General features: G+C 54.3%; 17 protein-coding genes and 2 CRISPR repeat arrays (1 of these 19 running past the window's edge). Of the genes, 7 read left to right on the top strand and 10 right to left on the bottom strand.

The annotated features are described in order from the left end of the window. Positions 1-81: 81 nt before the first annotated feature. The 4 genes from rarA to lrp all read right to left on the bottom strand — a co-directional run bounded on the left by rarA (position 82) and on the right by lrp (position 6497). On the bottom strand, positions 82-1425 hold the full coding sequence (gene rarA, locus ABFI50_RS16565) for a replication-associated recombination protein RarA (protein WP_347484566.1): 1344 nt from the start codon (positions 1423-1425) through the stop codon (positions 82-84). Positions 1426-1434: 9 nt separating this feature from the next. Further along, positions 1435-2049: an outer membrane lipoprotein chaperone LolA gene (gene lolA / locus ABFI50_RS16560; protein WP_014883204.1), complete on the bottom strand. Its 615-nt coding sequence runs from the start codon at positions 2047-2049 to the stop codon at positions 1435-1437. 128 nt (positions 2050-2177) lie between these two features. Further along, positions 2178-5867 (bottom strand): DNA translocase FtsK 4TM domain-containing protein, encoded by a 3690-nt coding sequence (locus tag ABFI50_RS16555; RefSeq protein WP_347484563.1) that lies wholly within the window; start codon positions 5865-5867, stop codon positions 2178-2180. A gap of 135 nt (positions 5868-6002) precedes the next feature. Continuing rightward, positions 6003-6497, bottom strand: coding sequence for a leucine-responsive transcriptional regulator Lrp (lrp, locus tag ABFI50_RS16550; RefSeq protein ID WP_000228469.1), 495 nt, complete (start codon positions 6495-6497; stop codon positions 6003-6005). A 544-nt stretch (positions 6498-7041) separates the two neighbouring features. Here lrp and trxB point away from each other — a divergent pair. The 7 genes from trxB (at position 7042) to ABFI50_RS16515 (ending at position 15536) form a co-directional block, all read left to right on the top strand. Then, positions 7042-8010 carry a thioredoxin-disulfide reductase gene (gene trxB, locus ABFI50_RS16545; RefSeq protein WP_023332535.1) on the top strand — a complete coding sequence of 323 codons (969 nt, stop codon included), beginning with the start codon at positions 7042-7044 and terminating at the stop codon, positions 8008-8010. Positions 8011-8124: 114 nt separating this feature from the next. Next, complete coding sequence (cydD, locus tag ABFI50_RS16540) at positions 8125-9891, top strand: cysteine/glutathione ABC transporter permease/ATP-binding protein CydD (protein WP_050861610.1); 1767 nt, start codon at positions 8125-8127, stop codon at positions 9889-9891. Beyond that, positions 9891-11612: a cysteine/glutathione ABC transporter ATP-binding protein/permease CydC gene (gene cydC / locus ABFI50_RS16535; RefSeq protein ID WP_347484556.1), complete on the top strand. Its 1722-nt coding sequence runs from the start codon at positions 9891-9893 to the stop codon at positions 11610-11612. The genes cydD and cydC overlap by 1 nt, the downstream gene beginning before the upstream one ends. 45 nt (positions 11613-11657) lie before the next feature. Beyond that, the gene (aat, locus tag ABFI50_RS16530) at positions 11658-12362 is read left to right on the top strand and encodes a leucyl/phenylalanyl-tRNA--protein transferase (protein ID WP_032637078.1); all 705 of its coding nucleotides are present in this window, start codon (positions 11658-11660) and stop codon (positions 12360-12362) included. 284 nt (positions 12363-12646) lie between these two features. Then, a complete protein-coding gene (gene infA, locus ABFI50_RS16525) occupies positions 12647-12865 on the top strand; it encodes a translation initiation factor IF-1 (protein WP_002211347.1) in 219 nt (72 codons plus the stop codon). 172 nt (positions 12866-13037) lie between these two features. Next, positions 13038-14386: direct repeats of the CRISPR family, unit length 28 nt; unit sequence TTTCTAAGCTGCCTGTACGGCAGTGCAC. Between the two features lie 236 nt (positions 14387-14622). Next, complete coding sequence (locus ABFI50_RS16520) at positions 14623-15066, top strand: antitoxin Xre/MbcA/ParS toxin-binding domain-containing protein (protein WP_023337017.1); 444 nt, start codon at positions 14623-14625, stop codon at positions 15064-15066. Beyond that, positions 15063-15536: an RES family NAD+ phosphorylase gene (locus tag ABFI50_RS16515; protein WP_347484551.1), complete on the top strand. Its 474-nt coding sequence runs from the start codon at positions 15063-15065 to the stop codon at positions 15534-15536. The genes ABFI50_RS16520 and ABFI50_RS16515 overlap by 4 nt, the downstream gene beginning before the upstream one ends. Positions 15537-15557: 21 nt before the next feature. Here ABFI50_RS16515 and cas6f read toward each other — a convergent pair whose 3' ends face one another. The 6 genes from cas6f to cas1f are packed head-to-tail and all read right to left on the bottom strand — an operon-like array spanning position 15558 to position 23594. Continuing rightward, entirely contained in the window at positions 15558-16112 is a 555-nt protein-coding gene (gene cas6f / locus ABFI50_RS16510; protein ID WP_347484549.1) for a type I-F CRISPR-associated endoribonuclease Cas6/Csy4, read from the bottom strand. A gap of 9 nt (positions 16113-16121) precedes the next feature. Then, positions 16122-17123, bottom strand: a complete 1002-nt coding sequence (gene csy3 / locus ABFI50_RS16505; RefSeq protein ID WP_121527681.1) for a type I-F CRISPR-associated protein Csy3 — start codon at positions 17121-17123, stop codon at positions 16122-16124. Positions 17124-17134: 11 nt separating this feature from the next. Then, on the bottom strand, positions 17135-18070 hold the full coding sequence (gene csy2, locus ABFI50_RS16500) for a type I-F CRISPR-associated protein Csy2 (RefSeq protein ID WP_347484547.1): 936 nt from the start codon (positions 18068-18070) through the stop codon (positions 17135-17137). Next, complete coding sequence (csy1, locus tag ABFI50_RS16495; RefSeq protein WP_347484545.1) at positions 18067-19368, bottom strand: type I-F CRISPR-associated protein Csy1; 1302 nt, start codon at positions 19366-19368, stop codon at positions 18067-18069. Before csy1 ends, csy2 begins: the two co-directional genes overlap by 4 nt. 15 nt (positions 19369-19383) lie before the next feature. Next, positions 19384-22614 carry a type I-F CRISPR-associated helicase Cas3f gene (gene cas3f / locus ABFI50_RS16490; protein WP_347484543.1) on the bottom strand — a complete coding sequence of 1077 codons (3231 nt, stop codon included), beginning with the start codon at positions 22612-22614 and terminating at the stop codon, positions 19384-19386. After that, entirely contained in the window at positions 22611-23594 is a 984-nt protein-coding gene (gene cas1f / locus ABFI50_RS16485; RefSeq protein WP_347484541.1) for a type I-F CRISPR-associated endonuclease Cas1f, read from the bottom strand. Before cas1f ends, cas3f begins: the two co-directional genes overlap by 4 nt. Positions 23595-23868: 274 nt before the next feature. After that, positions 23869-24565: direct repeats of the CRISPR family, unit length 28 nt; unit sequence TTTCTAAGCTGCCTGTACGGCAGTGAAC; it runs 955 nt beyond the window's last position.

Genomic DNA, 24565 nt, shown 5'->3' with positions numbered 1-24565 from the left:
GCTTATCGAATTAAAATAGGAAAATGTGACCACAGCCTGCGGTCACAAGGATACTATGCCAACATTACCGCAACGATCGAACTAACGGTAGCGTTTTATAGGGCTATTTTGATCCTGTCCGGCGAGCCAGGTGAGCTTTTCACCAATCTTGCCCTCAAGACCTCTGTTTGTAGGGTGATAATAGCGGGTTTGTGCCATTTCCTGCGGGAAATACTCCTCCCCGGCGGCATAGGCGTTGGGCTCGTCATGCGCATAGCGATACTCCTGCCCGTAGCCCATCTCCTTCATCAGTTTGGTTGGCGCGTTGCGCAGATGAACCGGCACATCGTAATCCGGGCGTTCACGTGCGTCCGACATCGCGGCCTTAAAGGCGGTATAGACAGCATTGCTTTTCGGCGCGCAGGCCAGATAGACAATCGCCTGCGCAATCGCACGCTCGCCTTCTGCCGGGCCCACGCGGGTAAAGCAGTCCCAGGCAGAAAGGGCAACCTGCATGGCGCGCGGGTCAGCATTGCCGACATCTTCTGAGGCAATCGCCAGACAGCGGCGCGCCACGTACAGCGGATCGCCACCCGCGGTGATTATGCGCGCGTACCAGTAAAGCGCCGCATCCGGGGCGCTGCCGCGGACGGACTTATGCAACGCCGAGATCAAGTCGTAGAAACGATCGCCTTTATTATCAAAACGCGCGCTGCGCTCACCGGCAATTTCGGTCAGGAGTTCCGGCTTCAGCACCCGCTTTCCGGCATCATCCACTTCGGCCATATCGGCCATCATTTCCAGGGTGTTCAGCGCGCGGCGCGCATCGCCATTAACCAGCTCCGCAATCGCCCTGCGCGTTTCGTCAGGCAGAACGATATCCTGCCCGCCGTAGCCGCGTGCTTTATCGTCCATCGCCTGGGTGAGAACCTTTTCGATATCCTCGGTGGTCAGGGATTTGAGCAGGTAAACGCGGGCGCGAGAGAGCAGCGCCGAATTCAGTTCAAACGAGGGGTTTTCGGTGGTCGCGCCGATGAAGAAAATTGTGCCGTCTTCAATATGCGGTAAAAAAGCATCCTGCTGGCTCTTGTTGAAGCGGTGAACTTCGTCGACAAAGAGGATGGTGCGGCGCCCGGAATTACGGTTCTGGCGCGCGCGCTCGATTGCCTCGCGGATCTCCTTTACGCCGGACGTGACCGCCGAGATACGTTCGACGTCAGCGTTGGCATAGCGGGCAATCACTTCAGCGAGGGTCGTTTTGCCGGTCCCGGGTGGTCCCCAGAGGATCATGGAGTGCAAATGCCCGGCCTCAATGGCCCGCGGCAAGGGTTTCCCCGCAGCCAGCAGGTGCTGCTGGCCGATGTACTGCGCTAAATTTTCTGGCCGCATACGAGCGGCCAGAGGTTGAAACGCATTATCTGAAAAATCGAGCGACAGATTGCTCACTCATGCCTCTTACTTATTGCGTTGGTCGTCCACCGTTACGCCCTGCGGCGGGGTGAAGGTGAATTTCGATGCATCCACGGCGCCGTTCTGCTGAGACTTGAGCTGGTAGCTGCTGCGCTGATCGTCCTGCTCAACCGCGCCGAACTGATTGATGGTCCCGTTGGTGCTGACGTTGATGGTGAACTGCTTCAGGTTGCCGTTGCTGCCTTTCGGCGTCAGGACAAACTCATCACCGTTCTGCTTAATATTGTACTGCTGCCAGTCGCTGGCCTGGTTGCGGGCAATCAGCATAAAGGGCGTATTGCTGGTGGCATCTTTCAACCAGGTTGCCGTGGCCTGCTCAACGAACGGGTTGAAGAACCACAGTGTTTTACCGTCAGAGACCAGGATGCTCTCATCCGGCTGAGTCATGTGCCAGTTAAACAGATTCGGGCGTTTTACCCACAAATCTCCCTGACCTTCCTGCACCGCGTTGCCGCTGCCGTCAGTCACTTTCTGCGTGAAGCTGGCGTGGAAGCTGCTCACTTTATCCAGTCGGCTTTTAAGGTCGCTGGCCGCATCAGCCCAGACGCTGCTGGCAACAAAACTGGTGAGTAATGCACAGGCGATGGCGATTTTTTTCATTGTTATTCCTTAAAATACGTCTTCCCGAAATGGGGTTTCCGTCATCTATTCTGGACCTGCCCGAAGGCAGGCGACAGAAGAAAATGCTTAATTTTGGGTGATTTACCCTTCTTTGCAATCGCTGAAGGTTAATCAAACGGCGGCGGCGCCAGCACCTCGCGGTTACCGTTATGCCCCTGCTCGCTCACGATGCCCTGGGCTTCCATCTGTTCGATGATACGCGCCGCGCGGTTATAGCCAATGCGGAACTGACGCTGGACGCCAGAGATCGAGGCTTTACGTTTTTCGGTGACGAAATTAACCGCCTGATCGAATAACGGATCCAGCTCTTCGCCGCCGTCAAAGCCACCGCCGCCGCCTTCGCTTTCCGTATCGCTGGTAATACCGTCCACATATTGTGGGCGACCGCGTGCTTTCCAGTCCTGCACGACGGCGTGAACTTCTTCATCGCGGACGAACGCACCGTGGACACGCACCGGAGAGGTGGAGTTCGGGCCGGAATAGAGCATGTCACCCATACCCAGCAGCGACTCTGCGCCGCCCTGGTCAAGAATGGTACGGGAGTCAATTTTACTTGACACGGTAAAGGCGATACGCGTCGGAATGTTCGCTTTGATAAGACCCGTAATAACGTCCACCGAAGGACGCTGGGTGGCCAGCACAAGGTGAATACCGGCCGCACGCGCTTTCTGCGCCAGACGAGCAATCAACTCTTCCACCTTCTTACCTACGGTCATCATCAGGTCAGCAAACTCATCCACCAGCACGACGATGTAAGGCAGTTTTTCCAGCACCGGATGCTGGGCATCCATGCTATCGCCCGGCTTCCAGTAAGGATCCGGAATCGGACGTCCCATGCGCATCGCCTGAGCGATTTTCTCGTTATAACCGGCCAGGTTACGCACGCCCAATGCAGACATCAACTTGTAGCGGCGTTCCATCTCGTTGACGCTCCAGCGCAGGGCGTTGGCAGCGTCTTTCATGTCGGTGACCACTTCCGTCAGCAGATGCGGGATACCTTCGTAGACGGACAGTTCGAGCATTTTCGGGTCGATCATGATGAAACGCACATCTTCCGGCTGCGCTTTGTAAAGCATGCTGAGGATCATGGCGTTCACCCCGACGGACTTACCGGAACCGGTCGTACCGGCCACCAGCAGGTGAGGCATTTTCGCAAGGTCTGCTACCACCGGATCGCCAGCGATATCTTTACCCAGCACCACGGTCAGCGGAGATGGATTATCACGGAACTTGGTGTTGTCCAGCACTTCACGCAGGTAGACGGTCTGACGTTTTTTGTTCGGCAGTTCAAGACCCACGTACGGTTTACCCGGAATCACTTCCACCACACGCACCGCCACGGTCGACAGAGAACGCGCCAGGTCACGAGACAGGTTAGAAATACGCGCGGCTTTTACGCCCGGCGCCAGGTTCAGTTCGAAACGGGTGATGACCGGACCCGGGGAGTAGTTCACCACATCCGCCTTAATGCGGAAGTCAGCCAGACGGGCTTCCACCAGACGGGCCATCTGTTCCAGAGCAAAAGTATCAACCGGCTCGACTTCAGCAGGGGGTGGCGTCAGCAGATCCAGTGAAGGCAGCGGCGTGCTTGGACGCTGCAGCGGACGGCTGTCACCGTTACGCATCAGCAGCGGGTGAATCAGGCTCTCCTGCGGCTGTGGCGCTGGCTGCTGGAACTGCGGCGGCTGGTGTTGTGGCTGCTGCGGTTGAGCATACGGCTGCTGAACCGGTTGTTGCGGCTGCGCGTAGGCCTGCGGGGCAGGCTGCTGACGCACAGGTTCAGCTTCAGGCATCACGCTCGGGGTAAATAAAGGCTCACTCGGACCATCATCCACCAGGTCTTTCATTGGTGAGAACTCGAAATCAGACAATGAGAACGGGTTGGCACCCGTTGGCTGTTCCCCGGAGTAGCGCTGCTGTTGCGTTGCCGCGAACTGACGCGCTAACTCTGCCTCTGCAGCTTCATCTTCATCGTCCAGAGCGGGCTCATCGTGCTGGTATTCTTCACCGTAGCGTTGATTCTGCTGTGCCGCGAACTGGCGAGCCAGTTCGTCCTGCTGCATGTCATCTGCGTCATCTTCGTAGTCCGACTCACGTGCTTTTTCTTCGGCCATACGCTGGGATGGCAGTTTGATGCCGTAAGAGGCAAGTTCACGACGGGTAGGAACGCGAACGCGGTTAGGGCGTGGCAACTGTGGACCAATCCCCTCTTTCACCTGAGGACGCGGTGCGCCACCCGTAGCCAGGCTGAAGACAGGTGCGACAGCAGCAGCGGCCACGGTGGCCTGCTTCACGCTTTCGGCGACAGGTGCAACCGCAGGCGTCGCGTCGACCGGCGGAACCGAAACTGAAGGTGCCTTCGTAACGGGCTCCTGCGCGGGTTCAGGCACAGGCTGATACCAGGCCGCCAGCTGCTCGCGTTCACGGGCGCGGCGTTCTTCAACTTCTTCAAAATAGTACATTGGCGGACGAGACGGTTTCACCTCTTCCATCACCTCAGGTTCAGGCTGAGGCTCTGCATATGGCTGCGCAGGTTCAACCGGTTCAGGCACATATTCCTGATACGGCTGGGCCACAGGCTGCTCATAGTGCTGCGGTTCATACTCAGGCTGCGGCGGCTGGTAAGGCTGCTGCCACGGCTCCTGCTGCACAGGAATATAGCTTTCAGGTTCAGGCGCGATAACGGGCTCCGGCGTATGAACACCGGGCGCGGTCTGCCACGCAACGTGTGGCTGCTGAATAACGGATTCTGGTGGTGGAACCGGCGCGGAGGGCATCACGGCTTCGACAGGCGCGGCATACGCCTGCGCGGCCGTCGTGGCGGCTGCGGCTGCCGCAACCGGTGCGGTGACCGAATGGCCGTTCAGCAGCGGATCGTATTCGTCAAATTCACCCGGGGTAGCACGGCTGCCGGAGAACAGCACATCATCAGGATCGACAGCGGCACCCGCGGCACGGTACTCAACCTGCTCATCTTCATCCATACGTTTACCGGAGAAGAGCGCGGCATCCGTTTTGCGTCCAAGCGGGTTGGCAAATTTTTCCGCGACGCGCTGGCGACGCGCCAGGGCACCGCGCAGAATACGGGCACGACGAGATTCACGACGCTGTACCGGGGCCTCGTCTTCCTCTTCGTACTCTTCTTCATAGTCGTCATCATCGACCCACGTATCGTCGCGGCGGGTCCGGTTGCTGGCGAACGTCAGGATCGTGAGAATAAAGCTGCCGATTTTTTCGGCAATGCTCACCCATGACCAGCCGGTAAACAGCGTCAATCCTGCCGCCCAGATGCACAGCAGCGCCAGCGTGCCACCGCTGCTGTGCAGCATGGGCTGTAACGCAGAACTGAGCAGGCTACCAATGACCCCGCCGGAGGCGAAGTACCAGATGTCATCGGCGTTAATCGCCGCCAGCCCGCAGGAGGTGAGGATCAGTGCCAGCGCGCCAATCAGGCGCAGGGAAACCGCAAAATAGTCGATGTAATCATCGTTCTGACGATGACGCCATGCAAACCAGCATCCGCCGATGATAATGACGGGAATGGTGTAGGCCATCACACCGAATATGAAAAAGAGCGTGTCCGCAAGCCAGGCACCGGGTACACCACCTAAATTATGGATAGGTTCATGCCATGCGGTTTGTGACCAGCTGGGATCGGAAGGGTTGAAACTGAGTAAGGCTGCCATCAGCCAGACGGCAAAAAGGGCAATAACAATCAGCAAAGCCTCGAGGAGACGACGTCCGCTGCTTAGCTTCGATAGTGTGACTTCTTTGTCTTCAGTGTATTCCTGGCTCAAGAAAGGCTCTCCAGGTATCAGGCATATCCTGCCTGTTTGCTAAAACGGACAACAGCGCCGGGACTCCCCGGCACTGTTGCTGTATGGATTAACAGGAGTGTAATCAAACTACGCTGATTTTGCACCTGTTCCGTGTTAGCGCGTCTTAATAACCAGACGATTGCTCTGTTTGACCTCTTCCATCACCACATAAGTACGGGTGTCGTTCACGCCTGGCAGACGCAGCAGGGTTTCCCCCAGCAGCTTACGGTAGGCGGACATATCAGGCACACGGGTTTTCAACAGGTAGTCGAAATCACCGGACACCAGGTGACACTCTTGAATTTCTTCAAGTTTTTGTACAGCGGCGTTAAATTGCTCAAACACATCCGGTGCACCACGATTCAGAGTAATCTCAACAAATACCAGAAGTGAGGCATCCAGATAATGCGGGTTCAGCAGAGCCGTATAGCCCTGAATAAAACCCTGTCTTTCCAGTCGGCGCACACGCTCAAGGCACGGCGTCGGGGAAAGACCCACACGTTTTGAAAGCTCGACGTTGGAAATACGCCCATCCTTTTGCAATTCATTAAGAATGTTACGATCGATACGGTCGAGATCTTTGCCAGGGCGCTTCTTGCTATCTACCATTATTATTGTCTCTCTGTATTCCTTCCCTACTCCTGCCTGGACCCTGTGCACATCACTGTTCAGAGCCTGTACCCGTTAGTCATCACATCGCCTGGTTATGTATTTGACGCGATGCGGATTCGGGTTCTATTGGTAAGAAGACCGTTGCCCGAAGGCCGTCACCGACATCACGTATGGCGTCTGTCCACGCCATGCGTAGATTTCACTGACACGGTAAAAATGGCATTTACGTGCATGCCTATGCGGCATACGGTTAACGCGGTTTTTTTTCTTCCTTGAATGTTTTCGCAAAAGCGCAGGGGATTGTCAAAGCAAAACATCGATTTTTAGTACAAGATGCCGGATATTCATTACGGAGGGGTATTAATCCTCATTTTACTGCCTTATAAACGCGCGATTTTCAGAAGCAGACGTGATAACACTGCGTCATATCCATCGGGCGTAGCTATTGCATATATCGAAAGCAAAACTCCAGTGCTCTTTTTTTACGGCAACAAATTCCCTACAATCCAGCCCATTGCCTGCCAACAACAATGGGGATCTCATGGGCACGACCAAACACAGTAAGTTGCTAATCCTTGGTTCCGGACCTGCGGGATATACCGCGGCGGTCTATGCTGCACGCGCTAACCTGCAACCGGTACTGATCACCGGTATGGAAAAAGGCGGTCAGCTGACCACCACCACAGAAGTGGAAAACTGGCCGGGCGACCCGAACGACCTGACCGGGCCGCTGCTGATGGAGCGCATGCACGAGCATGCCGCGAAATTCGAAACTGAAATCCTGTTCGACCATATCAACAAGGTCGATCTGCAGAACCGTCCGTTCCGCCTGACGGGTGACAGCGGCGAGTACACCTGTGACGCGCTGATTATCGCCACCGGCGCCTCTGCCCGCTACCTCGGTCTGCCGTCTGAAGAAGCGTTTAAAGGCCGCGGCGTCTCTGCCTGCGCAACCTGCGATGGTTTCTTCTATCGCAACCAGAAAGTCGCGGTTATCGGCGGCGGCAACACCGCGGTGGAAGAAGCGCTCTACCTGGCAAACATCGCCTCTGAAGTGCACCTGATCCACCGTCGTGACACTTTCCGCGCCGAGAAGATCCTGATTAAACGTCTGATGGATAAAGTGGCGAGCGGCAACATCGTGCTGCACACCAATCGCACCCTGGAAGAAGTAACGGGCGATCAGATGGGCGTTGCCGGACTGCGCATTCGTGACACCCAGAACACCGATAACGTCGAAACGCTGGACGTGGCTGGCCTGTTTGTGGCAATCGGTCACAGCCCGAATACCGCTATCTTCGAAGGTCAGCTGGAACTGGAAAACGGCTACATCAAGGTGCAGTCTGGTATTCACGGTAATGCAACTCAAACCAGCGTCCCTGGCGTGTTCGCTGCTGGTGACGTGATGGACCATATTTACCGTCAGGCGATCACCTCTGCGGGCACCGGCTGTATGGCCGCGCTGGACGCAGAACGCTATCTTGATGGACTGGCTGAACAAGGTAAATAATCTTTACAAGTCAGTAACAAACGTAAATAAAGGCGGCCACAGGTCGCCTTTATTTTTGCTCGCGTGTAACATGCAGATGTCTAATTTCTTATAACGTCACCTGCAAAATACGCAATGGAAAAAACCCGTCAACAAGAGTTAACACGCTGGCTGAAACAGCAAAGCGTTATTTCCCGCCGCTGGCTTACGATCTCCCGTGTTCTGGGGTTTGTCAGTGGTCTGTTGATTGTTGCCCAGGCATGGCTGCTGGCCCGCATTCTTAACCACATGATCATGGAGAACATTCCGCGCGAAGCGCTCCTGATGCCTTTTATCGTCCTGGTCCTGATTTTTATCCTGCGCGCATGGGTGGTGTGGCTGCGCGAGCGCGTCGGTTTCCATGCCGGACAGCATATCCGCTACGAGATCCGCCGTCAGGTGCTCGATCGTCTGCAGGAAGCCGGGCCCGCGTGGATCCAGGGTAAACCGGCCGGAAGCTGGGCGACGTTGATCCTTGAACAGATTGACGATATGCACGACTACTACGCACGCTATCTGCCACAAATGGCGCTTGCCGTCTTCGTTCCGCTGCTGATTGTGATCGCCATCTTCCCGGTGAACTGGATGGCTGCGCTGATCCTGATGGGCACCGCGCCGCTGATTCCCCTCTTTATGGCGCTGGTCGGAATGGGTGCTGCGGATGCCAACCGCCGTAACTTCCTGGCATTGGGGCGCTTAAGCGGCCATTTCCTGGACCGTCTTCGCGGCATGGAAACATTGCGCATTTTTGGTCGTGGTGAAGCGGAAACCGAAAACATTCGTCGGGCATCGCAGGACTTCCGTCAGCGCACCATGGAGGTGTTACGCCTGGCATTCCTGTCGTCCGGCGTACTGGAGTTCTTTACCTCGCTGTCTATTGCCCTCGTGGCGGTCTACTTTGGCTTCTCCTATCTGGGCGCGCTGGATTTCGGTCATTACGGCACGGCAGTGACCCTTTCCGCCGGTTTCCTGGCGCTGATCCTGGCCCCGGAATTTTTCCAGCCGCTTCGCGACCTGGGGACGTTCTATCACGCCAAAGCGCAGGCAGTTGGCGCAGCTGATAGCCTGAAAACATTCCTGGAGACGCCGCTGGCGCATCCGGATCGGGGTGACGTGACGCTGAACAGCAAAGAGTCGGTAACCCTCGACGCGAGCGATTTCTGCATCCTCTCGCCGGAAGGGAAAGTGCTGGCAGGCCCGCTGAACTTCACCCTGCCGGCCGGAAAGCGCGTGGTGCTGGTTGGCACCAGCGGTTCCGGGAAAAGTTCTCTGCTGAATGCGTTATCCGGTTTTATGGCCTACACCGGTTCACTGCGGATCAACAAAACCGAACTGCGTCATCTCGATCCTGACGCCTGGCGTCAACAGCTCAGTTGGGTGGGGCAAAATCCGCAACTGCCTGCCTCTACGCTGCGTGAAAACGTTCTGCTGGCGCGCCCGGATGCGCGTGAAGATGAACTGCAATCGGTTCTCGACCGCGCCTGGGTCAGCGAGTTTCTGCCGATGCTCCCGCAAGGTGTAGATACCGTGGTTGGCGACCAGTCTGCCGGACTGTCGGTTGGACAGGCGCAGCGCGTGGCCGTCGCCCGCGCACTGCTTAACCCGTGCCAGCTGATGCTGCTGGATGAACCCGCAGCCAGTCTGGACGCACACAGTGAGCAGCGCGTTATGGCGGCGCTGAACGCCGCCTCCTTGCAACAAACCACGCTGATGGTTACCCATCAGCTGGAAGGAATTGCTGACTGGGACGAGATCTGGGTGATGGAAAACGGACGTATTGTTGAACAAGGCGATTACGCCTCACTCATTGCCGCGCAGGGGCCGTTTGCCGCCCTGCTGGCAAACCGTCAGGAGGACATCTGATGCGTGCTCTGCTGCCTTATCTTGCACTCTATAAACGCCATAAATGGATGCTGACGCTGGGGATTGTGCTGGCCATTGTGACGCTGCTCGCCAGTATCGGCCTGCTCACGCTTTCCGGCTGGTTCCTGTCGGCCTCGGCCGTGGCGGGGTTCGCCGGATTATACAGCTTCAACTATATGCTTCCGGCGGCAGGTGTTCGCGGTACCGCCATTACCCGCACGGCCGGACGCTATTTCGAGCGCTTAGTCAGCCACGACGCCACGTTCCGCGTCCTGCAGCATCTGCGTATCTACACCTTCAGCAAACTGCTGCCCCTCTCCCCTGCCGGGCTGGCGCGTTTTCGTCAGGGTGAATTACTGAACCGTGTCGTTGCGGATGTCGATACGCTGGATCACCTTTACCTGCGCGTGATCTCCCCGATCGTGGGCGCGTTTGTGGTGATTGTGGTGGTCACGCTGGGACTGGCTATTCTGGATGTTCCCGTTGCGCTAACGCTCGGCGGGATCATGCTGTTAACGCTCATTATTCTGCCGCCGCTGTTTTACCGCGCCGGAAAATCCACGGGGGAAAACCTGACGCGTCTGCGCGGCGATTACCGCCAGCAGCTGACCTCCTGGCTTCAGGGGCAGGCAGAGCTGACCATTTTTGGCGCAAGCAAGCGCTATCGCGCCCGGATGGAAAGTACGGAGCTGAACTGGCACGAAGCCCAGCGCCGTCAGTCGGAACTGACGGCCTTCTCTCAGGCGCTAATGATGTTGATCGGCGGCGTGGCGGTGATCGCCATGCTGTGGCTGGCTTCCGGCGGAGTTGGCGGTAATCCTCAGCCAGGTCCGCTTATTGCCCTCTTCGTTTTCTGCGCACTGGCCGCTTTTGAAGCGCTGGCACCGGTAACGGGCGCTTTCCAGCATCTTGGTCAGGTGATCGCCTCTGCCCTGCGCATCACCCAGATTGCCGAGCAGGAGCCTGAGGTAACGTTCAGCGCAGCGCAGACCGCGGTGCCTGAGCAGGTGACGCTGACGCTTGATGACGTGACCTTCGCCTATGACAAACAGGCGCAGAATGCGCTGGAAGGTATCACTCTGTCAGTTGATGCGGGGCAGCGGATTGCGATCCTTGGCCGCACCGGCTGCGGTAAATCGACGCTGCTACAGTTGTTGACCCGCGCCTGGGATCCGCAGCGCGGCCAGATTCGCTTCAATAATACGTTGCTGACAGATTTCAGCGAGCAGGCGCTACGTAAGACCGTCAGCGTCGTTCCACAGCGTGTGCATCTGTTTAGCGCCACCCTGCGCGATAACCTGTTACTGGCCGCGCCGGAGGCTTCGGACGACGCGCTTCGCGCCACGCTGGAACAGGTCGGGCTGCAAAAACTGCTTGAGGACGACGGGCTGAACAGCTGGCTGGGTGAAGGCGGTCGTCAGCTCTCCGGTGGAGAACTGCGTCGTCTGGCGATTGCGCGTGCGCTGCTGCATGATGCACCGCTGATGCTGCTCGACGAACCGACTGAAGGACTGGATGCGACGACTGAGAGTCAAATCCTTGATTTACTTGCGAATGTGATGACAGGGAAAACCGTGCTGATGGTCACACACCGCCTGCGTGGACTGGCAAGTTTTGATCGGATAATTGTGATGGACAACGGACACATTATTGAGCAAGGTAGTCACGCAGAGCTGTTGACGAAACAGGGTCGCTACTACCAGTTTAAACAGCGTCTGTAGACTATATTTGTAGCGTCCTCACTCGCGTACTGGAGTTTTGCTGTCATGCGCCTGGTCCAGCTTTCTCGTCATAACATTGCGTTCCCGTCGCCGGAGGGAGCGCTACGTGAGCCCAATGGGCTGCTGGCCCTGGGTGGGGATCTCAGCCCTGCACGGCTCTTGATGGCTTACCAGCGCGGCATCTTCCCGTGGTTTTCGCCCGGCGACCCGATTTTATGGTGGTCGCCCGATCCGCGCGCCGTGCTGTGGCCAGCGCAGTTTCACCTCAGCCGCAGCATGAAGCGTTTCCATGCCAAATCTCCATACCGCGTCACCCTCAATCACGCGTTTGGTCAGGTCATTGAAGGCTGTGCGCAAGACCGCCATGAAGGGACGTGGATAACCCGCGATATTATTACCGCCTACCACCAGCTTCATGAGCTTGGCTACGCTCACTCCATCGAAGTATGGGAAGACGGCATACTCGTCGGCGGCATGTACGGCGTGGCGCAAGGGACGCTGTTTTGCGGCGAGTCGATGTTCTCTTGCGCGGTGAACGCCTCGAAAACCGCGCTGCTCATTTTCTGCCAGGAATTCGCGCAACGCGGCGGAAACCTGATCGATTGTCAGGTCCTCAATGAGCATACGGCCTCCCTCGGCGCCGTTGAGATCCCGCGACGCCAGTACATCGAACATCTGGATGCCAGCCGCCAGCAGAAGCTCCCGCGCGACTTCTGGATACCGAGAACGCTCTTTATGCCCAATGCCTAAATGTTTTCCGCATATTTTTTGTGAGGGTGTTATAATTATGCCGCAGAGTAGCTTCTGCCTGTTGCCCCGCCGCCGTTTGGGACCTTCGCTTCAGATAACGTCCTGACGTTAATCCTGTTGTATCCCCTTTACGAATGCGCTTTCCGTTCGGTTGTACCGTGACGCTTGGGCAATGCGCCGAAACTGTTTTGCTGCGTTTTAAACGCGCAATTCTTTACTTAATTGATGAATTTCGGCATTATCTTGCCGGTTCAAAACTTGGTAGTGATACCCCAGAGGATTAGATGGCCAAAGAAGACAATATTGAAATGCAGGGTACCGTACTTGATACGTTGCCTAACACCATGTTTCGCGTAGAGCTGGAAAACGGTCACGTGGTAACTGCGCACATCTCCGGTAAAATGCGCAAAAACTATATCCGCATTTTAACGGGCGACAAAGTGACTGTTGAACTGACCCCGTACGACCTGAGCAAAGGCCGCATTGTCTTCCGTAGTCGCTAATTGTTTTCGCCTGTAATGGCAGATGAATATTAAATAAGGCCGGGATTTTCCCGGCCTTATTTTTTTGTGGTGCAGTCGATTAGTTGAACAATTATTTGGCGGTTCGTTTCAGCTTCAGGGCTGTCTGCTCGACAGTGTAGAAAGTAAGGAGGGGGAGACCTTATTTTCTATTTTGCTAAGCTGCGTGTACGGCAGTGGAATGCGCAAGTGAATGCATTGTTTTCCCTTTCGTTTTCTAAGCTGCCTGTACGGCAATGCACGAGCAAAAGCCACCGGTACGCTGCTGGTAGGTTTTCTAAGCTGCCTGTACGGCAGTGCACTCTCTTACTGAATATCTGGCAGATTGCAAAGATTTCTAAGCTGCCTGTACGGCAGTGCACGCTCGTTGTCACCGCGCTTCGTGTTGCGCTATTTTCTAAGCTGCCTGTACGGCAGTGCACGCCGTTGGCAAGATCAGCATGTTTACGGCTCTTTTCTAAGCTACCTGTACGGCAGTGCACTCGATGTTATCCGCGAGACGCTTGCGGCTCACTTTCTAAGCTGCCTGTACGGCAGTGCACGAGCAAAAGCCACCGGTACGCTGCTGGTAGGTTTTCTAAGCTGTCTGTACGGCAGTGCACCCGTTGGCCCGTACCGTTACCGTCTCTGACGTTTTCTAAGCTGCCTGTACGGCAGTGCACGGATTTTCATCGCGATCTTTTGCCACTGGGTTTTTCTAAGCTGCCTGTACGGCAGTGCACGCTTCATTACCCAGAACGTAGACCCACCCTCTTTTCTAAGCTGCCTGTACGGCAGTGCACAGATCGCTATCAACCGGCCTAGTGAAATCCATTTTCTAAGCTGCCTGTACGGCAGTGCACCCAGGTATATATCAGCAATGAATATACCGATATTTTCTAAGCTGCCTGTACGGCAGTGCACTAGAAGCGCTTTTGAATGCGCTTAACACGCCCTTTCTAAGCTGCCTGTACGGCAGTGCACTTTTTTGAAGGCGCAGCCACGGCCCCATTTCATTTCTAAGCTGCCTGTACGGCAGTGCACGTCTGGTACTGGGTACGGAGGGCGTTTGCAGATTTCTAAGCTGCCTGTACGGCAGTGCACCATAGATAGAATTTGGTATCCGCATCCAGCGATTTCTAAGCTGCCTGTACGGCAGTGCACGGCCATTCACAATCAGCGTAGCAATCCACCACTTTCTAAGCTGCCTGTACGGCAGTGCACGGCCATTCACAATCAGCGTAGCAATCCACCACTTTCTAAGCTGCCTGTACGGCAGTGCACTCCCTCAGAACCTGAGCTATGACTTTAACTTTTTTCTAAGCTGCCTGTACGGCAGTGCACGAAACCTTATTGCTGGTGGACATATCGCAGACTTTCTAAGCTGCCTGTACGGCAGTGCACTGAGGAACCGGCGCGGCCTGAATAGCACCGTTTTTCTAAGCTGCCTGTACGGCAGTGCACCAGGCTCAGGCCGCAATCCCAACTCCGTTGCATTTCTAAGCTGCCTGTACGGCAGTGCACTCAAATGATATCTCCACACCATTATGATTTTCATACAAAAAAAGCTAAAAACCCTTCTTTTACCCTCTTTTTTACCCCCTCAAAATACCCATTTAATATCAATGCTTTACAAACGCACTAAAAATTAAGGTCGAACACCCTTCTTCTTATACCCCCTGCATAAAAAACACCCATTCCATTCATTATGACAAATGACTATACTTAGCCATGACAAATGACATCACCCAGGAGGCAACATGAGAACATGGATCCCCGCGCAGAAACCTGCTGACAATGCGCTTTGGCGGTACGCCGGTTTACCTGCAAACAGAGGTATGCGGCTGATTGAATTTCTCAATCAGGGGTTACCCGTCAGCGTCCTCGACAATATCCATGAGTGGACGGCGATGTCGAAAGCGGACATTTTGCGCGTCACTGGCATTAATGAGCGTAACGTGGCCCGCCGCAAAAGCGCGGGACGGACGCTGACGCCGGATGAAAGCGAACGCGTGGCCCGTTTCGTTCGGGTGCTGGATGCTGCTGTCGACTATTTTGGCAGTAAAGAAGAGGCATGGAACTGGCTGCAGGCACCGGTGCGCGGGCTGGGAAATGTTGCCCCTGTCGACCTGATCGCGACCGAAACCGGTGCACTGGAAGTCACCGACTTGATTGGTCGACTCGAACATGGTGTGTTCGCATGATTTTTTATCGTCTGGTGACAGGGCGCTATGCCAGCGAAGCGTGGAGCGGAAGTGGTGCAAACCAGTATGGCGGGCGGTGGAATCATAAAGGCCATCCAGCTGTGTATGTGTCCACCTCCATTTCACTGGCCTCACTGGAGATTTTGGTGCACGTTCGAAAAGATACTGTACTGAATCAGTACCAGCTATTCAGCATTGATATCCCGGATGACCAGATTGATTACCTGGATAAAGCGTGGCTCCCCGAGGACTGGCAGGAAAATCCGGCCCCCGTATCAACGATGGATCTGGGAACCGGTTGGTTGCACGCTAAAAGCGCCCTCGCGCTCATCTTACCCTCCTGCATCATTCCTTATGAAAACAATGCCATCCTTAACCCCTTACATCCGTCCTTCCACACGGCGCTCAATTCAGTTCAGCAACTGCCCTTTAATTTTGATACCCGCCTGGCTGAAAAAACCGCACCCTGAGCGCGGATGCGGTTAAGCTTCTCAGAACCAGGGAACCGTTGCCGTCGCGCTGAGTCCGTAGGTCGTAAACATTCCGGAGACAGGCGCAGAGAGCACATCACCATGGCGAATAAAGAGCTTAAAAGGCTGGCCTGTAGAGAGACTGCGCAAGTTAAGCCAGGGTAAATCCGTCCTCGCCTCCTGCATCGTCTGAAGACGCTGTTGCGCCTCCTCCTCCGTTAGCCATCCTTTTTTTACCGAGCGTCGCATCAGACGCTGCGCGCTGCTTTTCACCTGGACGCGGCTTACGCAGCGCCACTGCTTGACGACAGGCACAGGCCGGATGTCCGAAGACATGCAGTAGTCGCTCAATCCTTTTCGCCATATCAGTGATTCGAGTTCGCTTAACGCCGGGTGAGTACCGTGCAGGCGTAATACCGGGCCGGGCTTGATGCCGTGCGCAGGGAAGCTAATACCAATATCCCCCTGCCCCCGCTGGCCCAACGCACGATGCAGTTTAGCCATCAGCGCCGCCATCAGCATTTCCTCGTTGAACTCCGGGTCGGGCAGGACACGGATCTCAAGATAGTGATCCATCACGATTCCTCAATCATCCTTTCCACCAAATACACCACCACGGATCAGCACAGCCATCACGTAATGCTGTTGCTCAACATCTGGTTTTTGTTTTTTCGTCACCCAGTTATTGAGAAGTGTATAAAAGTCCATTTTGCCAATGGGCTGACGACAAGCTACACCACGAGTAGTGACAGAGCCATAGGGCTCAACGGCAATCGCACCAAATTCTGCGACGTGTGGATGCCAGCTGTCGATGGTACGGATCGCATTGCCAATTTTTTGGGAGTGCATTCCTGCCACACTATCCACCTGGTATAGAACACGACTTTTATTGTTATTGCTGTCTAGTACAAGCTCCTGCGAAGGAAAAATCTCTTGCCCTGCGCCAAGAAGCACCTGCGCCTCAACACTCAGCAGGACAAATCCATCACCTTTTAGCCCTTTTTCAATTTCAAGCGCCAGTTCGTCAAGTTGCTTATCGCTGGCAGAAAAATTGTGCAACGAATAATCAAACGCATCAAACGACCATGACCCGCAGCCAGTGATTTTTACGACAATTTTTTCAGCACCGACGCGGTTACGCCATAAAAAGCGACCGTTTGCCAGATTGATTGCATAACGACGAGCCAGTTCAGAAAAACCATGCTCATCGGTATAGTCATCAATCACCTGTTTAAGTGCGTTATGATAAACACGATCATCGCATAAAGAAGGCGTGGACAAATTACCCAGAATGCGCAGTGTAAATTTCACCATTAACGTGTCAGCGTCTGCTGGTAGTGCTGCTACATCCACTCGCTGAAGGTTTGCTTTTGTAATATCAGCATCTAATTTAGTTGGATCATTTGTTGTGGGATGGTGCAAACGATTAGAAATAGTGCCACGCACTGCTTTTTCCTTAACGCGAATCGGTTCCCAATTCTCACCCTCCCAGCATCCTGAATACATCACCGCATCCGACGTTGCCAATTTACGTTCGAACGCAAGTACCATTCCTTTTTTCTTATCTGCTTTTGAAACCTTTGCCATATTCATTCCTTTTAATTTAAATGCTCAAATGCCACTGGCGCGCCCGCGCCCTGACAGTAATAACCCGTTTCTGTCGTTCGGTAACGCCAAAAAATATCCTCAAGAGACCGGATTTTATGCACCCCACACCATTCACCTATGCCATACACCGCTTCAGCAAACGCGAAGGGTATTTCTGCATCTCGCACTGGAGTTATAGAGCCAGGAGCATAAATTTCTGAGATACGCTGATAACCAGTCATTATTGGCACCAGATAACCGGAATTGGGCTTAGGAACATGTTGCCATCTGGCCGAGTCGCCTTCGTGGATATCTCCCTCTTCTGGCGTTTCGGCCTGCATTTTTAACGAAGCAAAGTCGAGCCAGGCGTCAAGAAGCGTGGCATTTGGGTCGTTTTTCAGAAGCGTTTGATGATGCTCACCCAGCCAGCTACTGCGATCGCGCAAGGTAAAGCCCGGCATCAATTGCCACTGTAATCGACTAATTTCCTGACCGCTGGTGGGCATCGCCATAACTGAAATACACTCAATATTGGTGATCATTCCGCCTGCCAACCTGAGGGTTGGGTACACCTGTGAAAGAAACGCTGCGAGGTCACGCTGCCCGTATTCACCGTTAGGGATTTCGCCGTGACATTCCAGCAGTAATGAAACGGTTAAGTGCATGCGACCTTCCTCATTGAAGGGTGCAATTTCCCCTTTATGGTTCAGTGGGTTACGGGTCAGAGAGAAATGGTAATCATAATTGGACCTGTGCGCATGAATCTGTTGCTCGTGGCTCACAACCGCACAGCCATCAATTTTTAACCCGTGTGTTTCCATCAAGTTGCGAGATAACGCATGGGAAAATCCCATAAAATGGGTGATTGCAGGAAATCCATACGTAAGGCCAGCAACAGTATTTGCATTTTCAATTTTGATACGACGAAGTAGGATTAACGAACTCATTTCAGAGCCTCCCGGACAATTTTCTCCATGTCTCGCAGGTTCATGCGCAAATGTGTACGTGATTCCCAAACACGCTTTTCCACTTCCCCCACATCAGGCAGTGTCTTTCTCAGACGTGCATTGAGCCAGAGGGCAAAATCTTCCGCCACAGCGTCCTGCCAGTCGTCTTTTTCTCGTTCAAGACGGAAGGCTTCGTCTGTTTTTGTGCGCCAGGGATCGAGCCAGAGCTGCTGATGGGATTTAAGAACAGGGCATTTAAGCGTCCAATTTTGCCATTTTTCAGACTGGAGTTTTGTTGATATTTCAAACAAGAGATCAATAAGCTGATCAATGCATTCATCGCGATCGTCGCGAATTTTAACGTTTTTACCGGGACGATTTATGACGGTAAGCATGCGTTGAACGATGCCGTAAGCTTTACGATCAAACTCTTCACCAAACTTAAAGATTGAACGGACTTCAGTCGGCGTTTTTTCAACTTGCGTCCATTGCGGCGGCTGGCAGGAAAGTAGCCAGATCCCCCCTCTTCTCACGCTATTGAAATACGAAACATTCTGCTTGTTGGAGCCTCCAAAACGCATTTCTGCTGAATTTGGAAATATTGTCAGCGGAATGGGATGCCACGTTTTCTTACTGTGAGCTTTCCATATAGCTTTAGCCTCTTCGCTAAAGCGCACGGCAGCCATTTTCTGATACAGGACGTGAGCCAACGAAGTGGCAAAGAGCGGGCTTAATAGGTGGTAATCATCACCAACAGGGAAATAACTTTGCTTCGCCAACACGTGCGAAACAGGTTTTCCTGGAATCAAAGTTCGTGAGAATCCGGCAATCCATTCATTCAACTGATTAGCATCATCGGTGAAAGTGGCGAGCGCTCTGTGATCGCCACGCTGAAAACTAGCCAATAGAGAATCGCCATCTTCGACTCGAGCCTGTAGCAACTTTGCTACATCCATAACAGCAGCGTTGCCCACCGCATCCGATTCCAGACCTGACAACGCGGCGGTGCTGAGATACCCTTCCTGCGCCACTGCCTCGCTGTAAATACTGCTACTTTTTGAATCCCCGTGGGTAAATTTCGCCGCATGGGTCACGAGGTTAATTTGTCCGGCTCGCTTCGCTGCATCCGTCAGCCATGCTTTCGGCTCATAGCGACGTTCCAGTTCCCGGCGTTCTGCCGCAAGCGTTGCGCTATCTTCGCTGCGCTTTGCGGCCGCTTTATCAAATGCTTCCAGCTTTGCTTGCCGTCGACCGGCTATATACTCAGCAAGGAAAGCGCTTAGTGCTTCAACTGACATACTCGCTCCTGACTCTTAGAGATATTCCCTGAACACACCCAATGCGGGGTGATACAACCATTTCTCTGTTTCCTCCTCCCGGGTCACTCTCAACGTAATTTCGCCATACCGTCGAGACACCGCAGCCAGCTCCATCTGCTTCGTCTCGGCCAGCGCCTGTAATACCTCGCCATAATCAATCGCCATCCACGGCGCTACTCCCTCAGCCATCAACAACGGCTGTTCGCAAAACCCTCCCGCAGGTTTTAACACCCCGTTTTCCTGCATCAGGCAAAACTCAGGTTCATCGCCTTCCTCTTCCATACGCAAAAAGAAAGTTTCCTGCGGTGAAGCACGGCGAAAAGGGGTCCGCCGCTGCAACTCACCGTTCCACGTGAGCGGCAGCCGCCACCAGGACGCAGCGACCACATCTGATTTATCGCCGCTGTCCAGCAGCGCGGTCCGTAAACGAGTGTGCTCCAGCGCCGCCAGCGCATTGCCGGGCAAATCCTCAACAATGCGTGGGCTCGCATTGATCATGCGATAGCCTTCTTCAGTAAGAAGTTCATTAAGGTCATGATGAGCCAGCGGATGCTGCTCGGTTTCAAAACCGGGTCGGCAGTAGGCAATCTTTTCTCCGCGAAGCGCACGTATGTTGCGTTGGAGAATCACCAGATTTTCGCGCTCAGGGACACTCTGACGATGGCGCTGAATACGCCCCGCAAACTGAATAAGTGAACGCATCGAGCTCGGCTCGATAATCCCCCAGTCGGCATCGAAATCGCGCCCGACTTCGAGAACGGATGTTCCGAGCACGACAAAGAGGTGGTGCTGTTCTGGTGACATCAGCGCCCGCTTAACTTCAGGCAATTCCCAAACCTGCTCCGGTTCGTGGCGCGTGAACGCGGCGTCGAGTCGTTTTTCAATCGCCGCGCGCACCGCCAGCGGGTGCTGGCTGTGGTACACGCAGTAATGAATGCGGTAATTGTCCGGAGAAGGTAACGCCATCAGCGCTTGCGCGACGGCAACCAGCGGGTTGATGTTCGCCATCCGCACCAGACCAAACGACACGGTTTTGCCGCTTTTATGCGTGCTGCGATGATCGCCGTCCAGCACGATCATCTGCTCGTATAACGTCTGTGCCAGCGAAGAGACAACATCGGCCGCGCGGGAAGAGAGCGGTTCAATGGCGGCCAGTTTACCCAGACGAAGCCGGGGCTGGTCTGGCAGATGTTTAATCCGCTGCCTGACAAAATCGCCATGCGCCTGCCGAAATTGACCATCGTCGGCCACATCCTGTGACTGCGCGCCATATTCATCAAACCAGGCGCAGCAGATACCTATCGGTCTGTCCGACTGACCGCACGCAGCCTGCCAGGCTCTGCGCCCTTCCCGATAGGCTTCAAACAGCGCTTCCGTTAACGCGGGAGGCAGCGTTGCGGAGGAAAGCAGCACGCGGGCGCCGAGCATGCCCGCCCAGTTCACCAGCCGACACAGGGCGGGCAAATCATCAACATCAAAATCATCAGGCTCATCAAGTACCAGATCGCTGGTCAGCAGGCGCAGCATCGCGGGGATCTGTCTGCCACCGCGCACGCCTTCCGTAGCAGGCATGAGATGATCGATGGTGGTGACCAGTACAGGCGCACTGACCAGGCGATTGAGCGCCGGCTCTTTCGCCAGCCACTGCTGAGCAATCCCGTGACTGGTCGCCCCTTCGTAATGCACATAGTGATGGCTGGCGAAGAACGTTTCGTCGCTGGCGCTGCTGGAATCGTCAGCATCATTGCCCTGATATAACTCCTTCACTGCTGCGGCACCGGTCAGCACGGCCAGCGTGTCATCATCCAGCCCCAGACGCGACTGTAGCGCCTGACCCGTTTGCAGCGTCAGCGTGCGTAACCCCAACGCCACGCTAAAACGACATCCTGTCTGTTCATCTGCCAGCGCGTACATGATCCGGGCATTCGCAAAGGTTTTCCCGCATCCGGTCGAGGCCATATTGATGCCGAAAAAGCCCTGCTCTTCACTCTTCTCGCGCAGGGAGGACGCCACGTCCCACGCCCTGTTTTGCCAGTTAAAACGCGGATCTTTCGCCCTTTCCCGAAACGTTTTATGCCGGGCGATGGCAGGCAATGAACGGCGCAACGCCGGAAGAGAACGCCCCATCAACAGCGCCAGATGCGCGACGCCGACATTGTGTTCATCCAGCTTTTGCTTAAGCTGCCCGGACTGGCGGTCGCTGTTGGCCCAGCACTGGACGGCATCATCCTGCCATCCGGAATAAGCCGGTTGAGAGGAGTAAACGTGATCGGCCAACATCAGAGACAGGCGGGCAAGATGAAGAGTAAAGAGATTATCCAGCGATCCCGCATGAAGCAGCGCGGGCAGGTTACGGATGCGTTTACCAATCTGCCGGGCCTTCTCGCGCCAGGTTTTACTTTTTAGCGGCGTACCGTGAGGGAATTTCCAGACATTTTTAAAATCGCGCGCTTTCCAAGGATGTTTTTCGGTGGATTTATGATTAAGCGAGTTCCAGTCTGCGTTCAGCTGTTTCTCAAACCAGCCTTCGCAATAGATCAGTTGAGGACGAGTCGAATGCGACTGCGGTAAACGGTGATGCGACAATATCAGCCATACCACCACTTTCGCCAGAGGCGGGAGGTTCCCCAAAAGGCTGCAGTTCTTGTCTGTGTCCATCTTCAGCGCGTTGAGCATGGCCTTTTCGTCAGCGGCTTTAAGCTGCGTCAACGATGTCAGCCACTGCGCATCGGATTGCTCCCCCACAAAGGCCTCAAACAGACGAACCGAGATCCATTCATGACGATACGGCTGACAGACGTGCTTACTTTCCCCTTTAAGCGTCTGCTGGAAGCACATCCCCGCTTTACCAAAATCATGAAACAGCGCGGCGATCGCCGCCAGCAGGGCGATGCTTTCCGCACTTTGCCAGCGATGTTCGCTGTCATTACGGATAATTTGCAGGGTCGTGCGATTGGTTGGCACGCGCCCTTGCGCGTTAAAGCGTCGCAAATTCCCGACTATCCACAGCAGCTCGGTTTGTCCGTTTTTTTTCAACCAGTGGCAGGCTACGGCGGTGTTGCGGCGTGCCGTTTTACGCAGCAGCTTGCGCAGGGTGGTGACGCCTTCCATGGTTATCGTCGTCTGCCACGCCGCGTCTCCGGTGCGCTCAGCAAACTGATCGATAATCTGGCAGCTTTGCTCGCGCGCACGTTTGGTACATCGAGAGATAATCAGCACATTCATTTTTCGACGCCCGCCAGCAAGTGCGAGGTTTCCTGCAAGGTGGCGATCATCACATCCAGCGCATCAGCCTGTTGAAACGCGTTGATGCAGCGCTGGCGAAACTGCTGATTATCCTCCCCCTGCATTGCGGCGATAAATGCCTGCGGCATAATCAAAGCGTCTTTGATTAAATCAGCAATATCAAAGACCAGTCCTCCGCGTCGGGTTTTACCGTGCATTACGGCCAGACCATGCGGAATTCCCGTCACCCAGGCCGCGATAGCCGCCAGCCCGTAGGCCAGGTAGTTGCCCTGATCGAGAAAACGGTTCGCCATATCCGCCCCGCCACCCCGTTTGGCGCGAGTAAAGCAGCCGTAGCCCACGGTCTGGCTGGCCAGTTTATAGAGTGATTTTGTGAGCTGCGCTTCCCGGAGCATCAGCGAGGTATGATCCTGTGCGTTTTCCATGCCCTGTCTGGCACGTTCCAGAATAGCTTCCAGCGTGCCCTTATCAGGCTGAAAAGCAGTTTCTCGCTGCATCCGCACTCCCGCCCACTGCGTTTCGATTTGCTGTAAACGAATAAACTGAAACTGCTTTGCCGCCTGCAGGCGTTTTTCTTCATCAAACCAGAATGAGACCCAGTTTTGTAAATATGCCGTCGGACGATATTCGCTTTGCGGGCTGAGCCAGGAGACGTCAATATCCACCTCGTTCGCAGAATAAAGTGGCGTGCCATCGGTTCCACAAAAACCGACCATCACCCCTGCCCGCACAAATTCCCGCATTGCCATTTGAGTAACGGAGGTTCCCATTCCCAGCATCACCGCCGTAGTATTCGCGATAGGAATATTCCAGTAAAACGACTCTTTTCCTTCCTGGGTAACATATTCAACACGGCCACCATTCACCTGAATGCGACATTTTTCCAGGTAATAAATATTGGCACGCTTTGAATGCAGAATGGTTTTTAAGTCTGTAGGAGTGATGCTGTTTACGGACATAGCAAGGGTTTTTATTTCAAGGTGTTGAATGTGCAGTATGTTAGCGAAGAATGAATGAAAACAAATGTGACGGACATCAAATGAATAATAATCATCGTGGTAATAAAGTGGGAAATCATGTTTTCATGACAATATATTATTTTTACGAATAATATATTTGCTGGAATATAATTTATGCGTGAATAGGTTTTTTATCTATTGTGAAAATAGAGAGTGCAGATTGGATGGTATAAGGTTTTAAATAGATTTGGTGAATATTACAGTGGGTTGGTTTGAGAGGTACTGCCTGTGCGGCAGTGAACGCAGATATCCCGGGATCGGATCGCGTCAGCATTTTCTAAGCTGCCTGTACGGCAGTGAACGCTTTGCCGGCACTCACAGGAACTTCAATAACTTTCTAAGCTGCCTGTACGGCAGTGAACATGCTGCTTGGAGCTAAAGTTTCCCGTCTCTGTTTCTAAGCTGCCTGTACGGCAGTGAACCATTGTCGCACCAGCCTGGCCGACATAGTTCATTTCTAAGCTGCCTGTACGGCAGTGAACATAGTTATCTCCAGGATAGTAATTAGCCATCCTTTCTAAGCTGCCTGTACGGCAGTGAACATCTGGCGTATGTGCGTTATGGCGACAACAGATTTCTAAGCTGCCTGTACGGCAGTGAACTTCTTCGAACCAGCAGTTGAGCCAGTACCCAATTTCTAAGCTGCCTGTACGGCAGTGAACGGCGTAGCCGTGGATTCGCCGTCACATGGGTCTTTCTAAGCTGCCTGTACGGCAGTGAACATTATAGACCGCGAGAGGGATAAAGGTGCGGCGTTTCTAAGCTGCCTGTACGGCAGTGAACGGTGAATTTGATGATTGCCCGGTGATGTAGGTTTTCTAAGCTGCCTGTAGGGCAGTGAACCTGCGCTACGCGCTAACTATGCTGCAAACACTTTTCTAAGCTGCCTGTACGGCAGTGAACATTACGGC

It is taken from the genome of Enterobacter sp. HNDS-6, from assembly GCF_039850505.1.
GTDB lineage: Bacteria > Pseudomonadota > Gammaproteobacteria > Enterobacterales > Enterobacteriaceae > Enterobacter > Enterobacter kobei.
The sequence above is the reverse complement of the archived record's forward strand: the minus strand, read 5'-3'. Positions and strand labels throughout refer to the sequence as shown.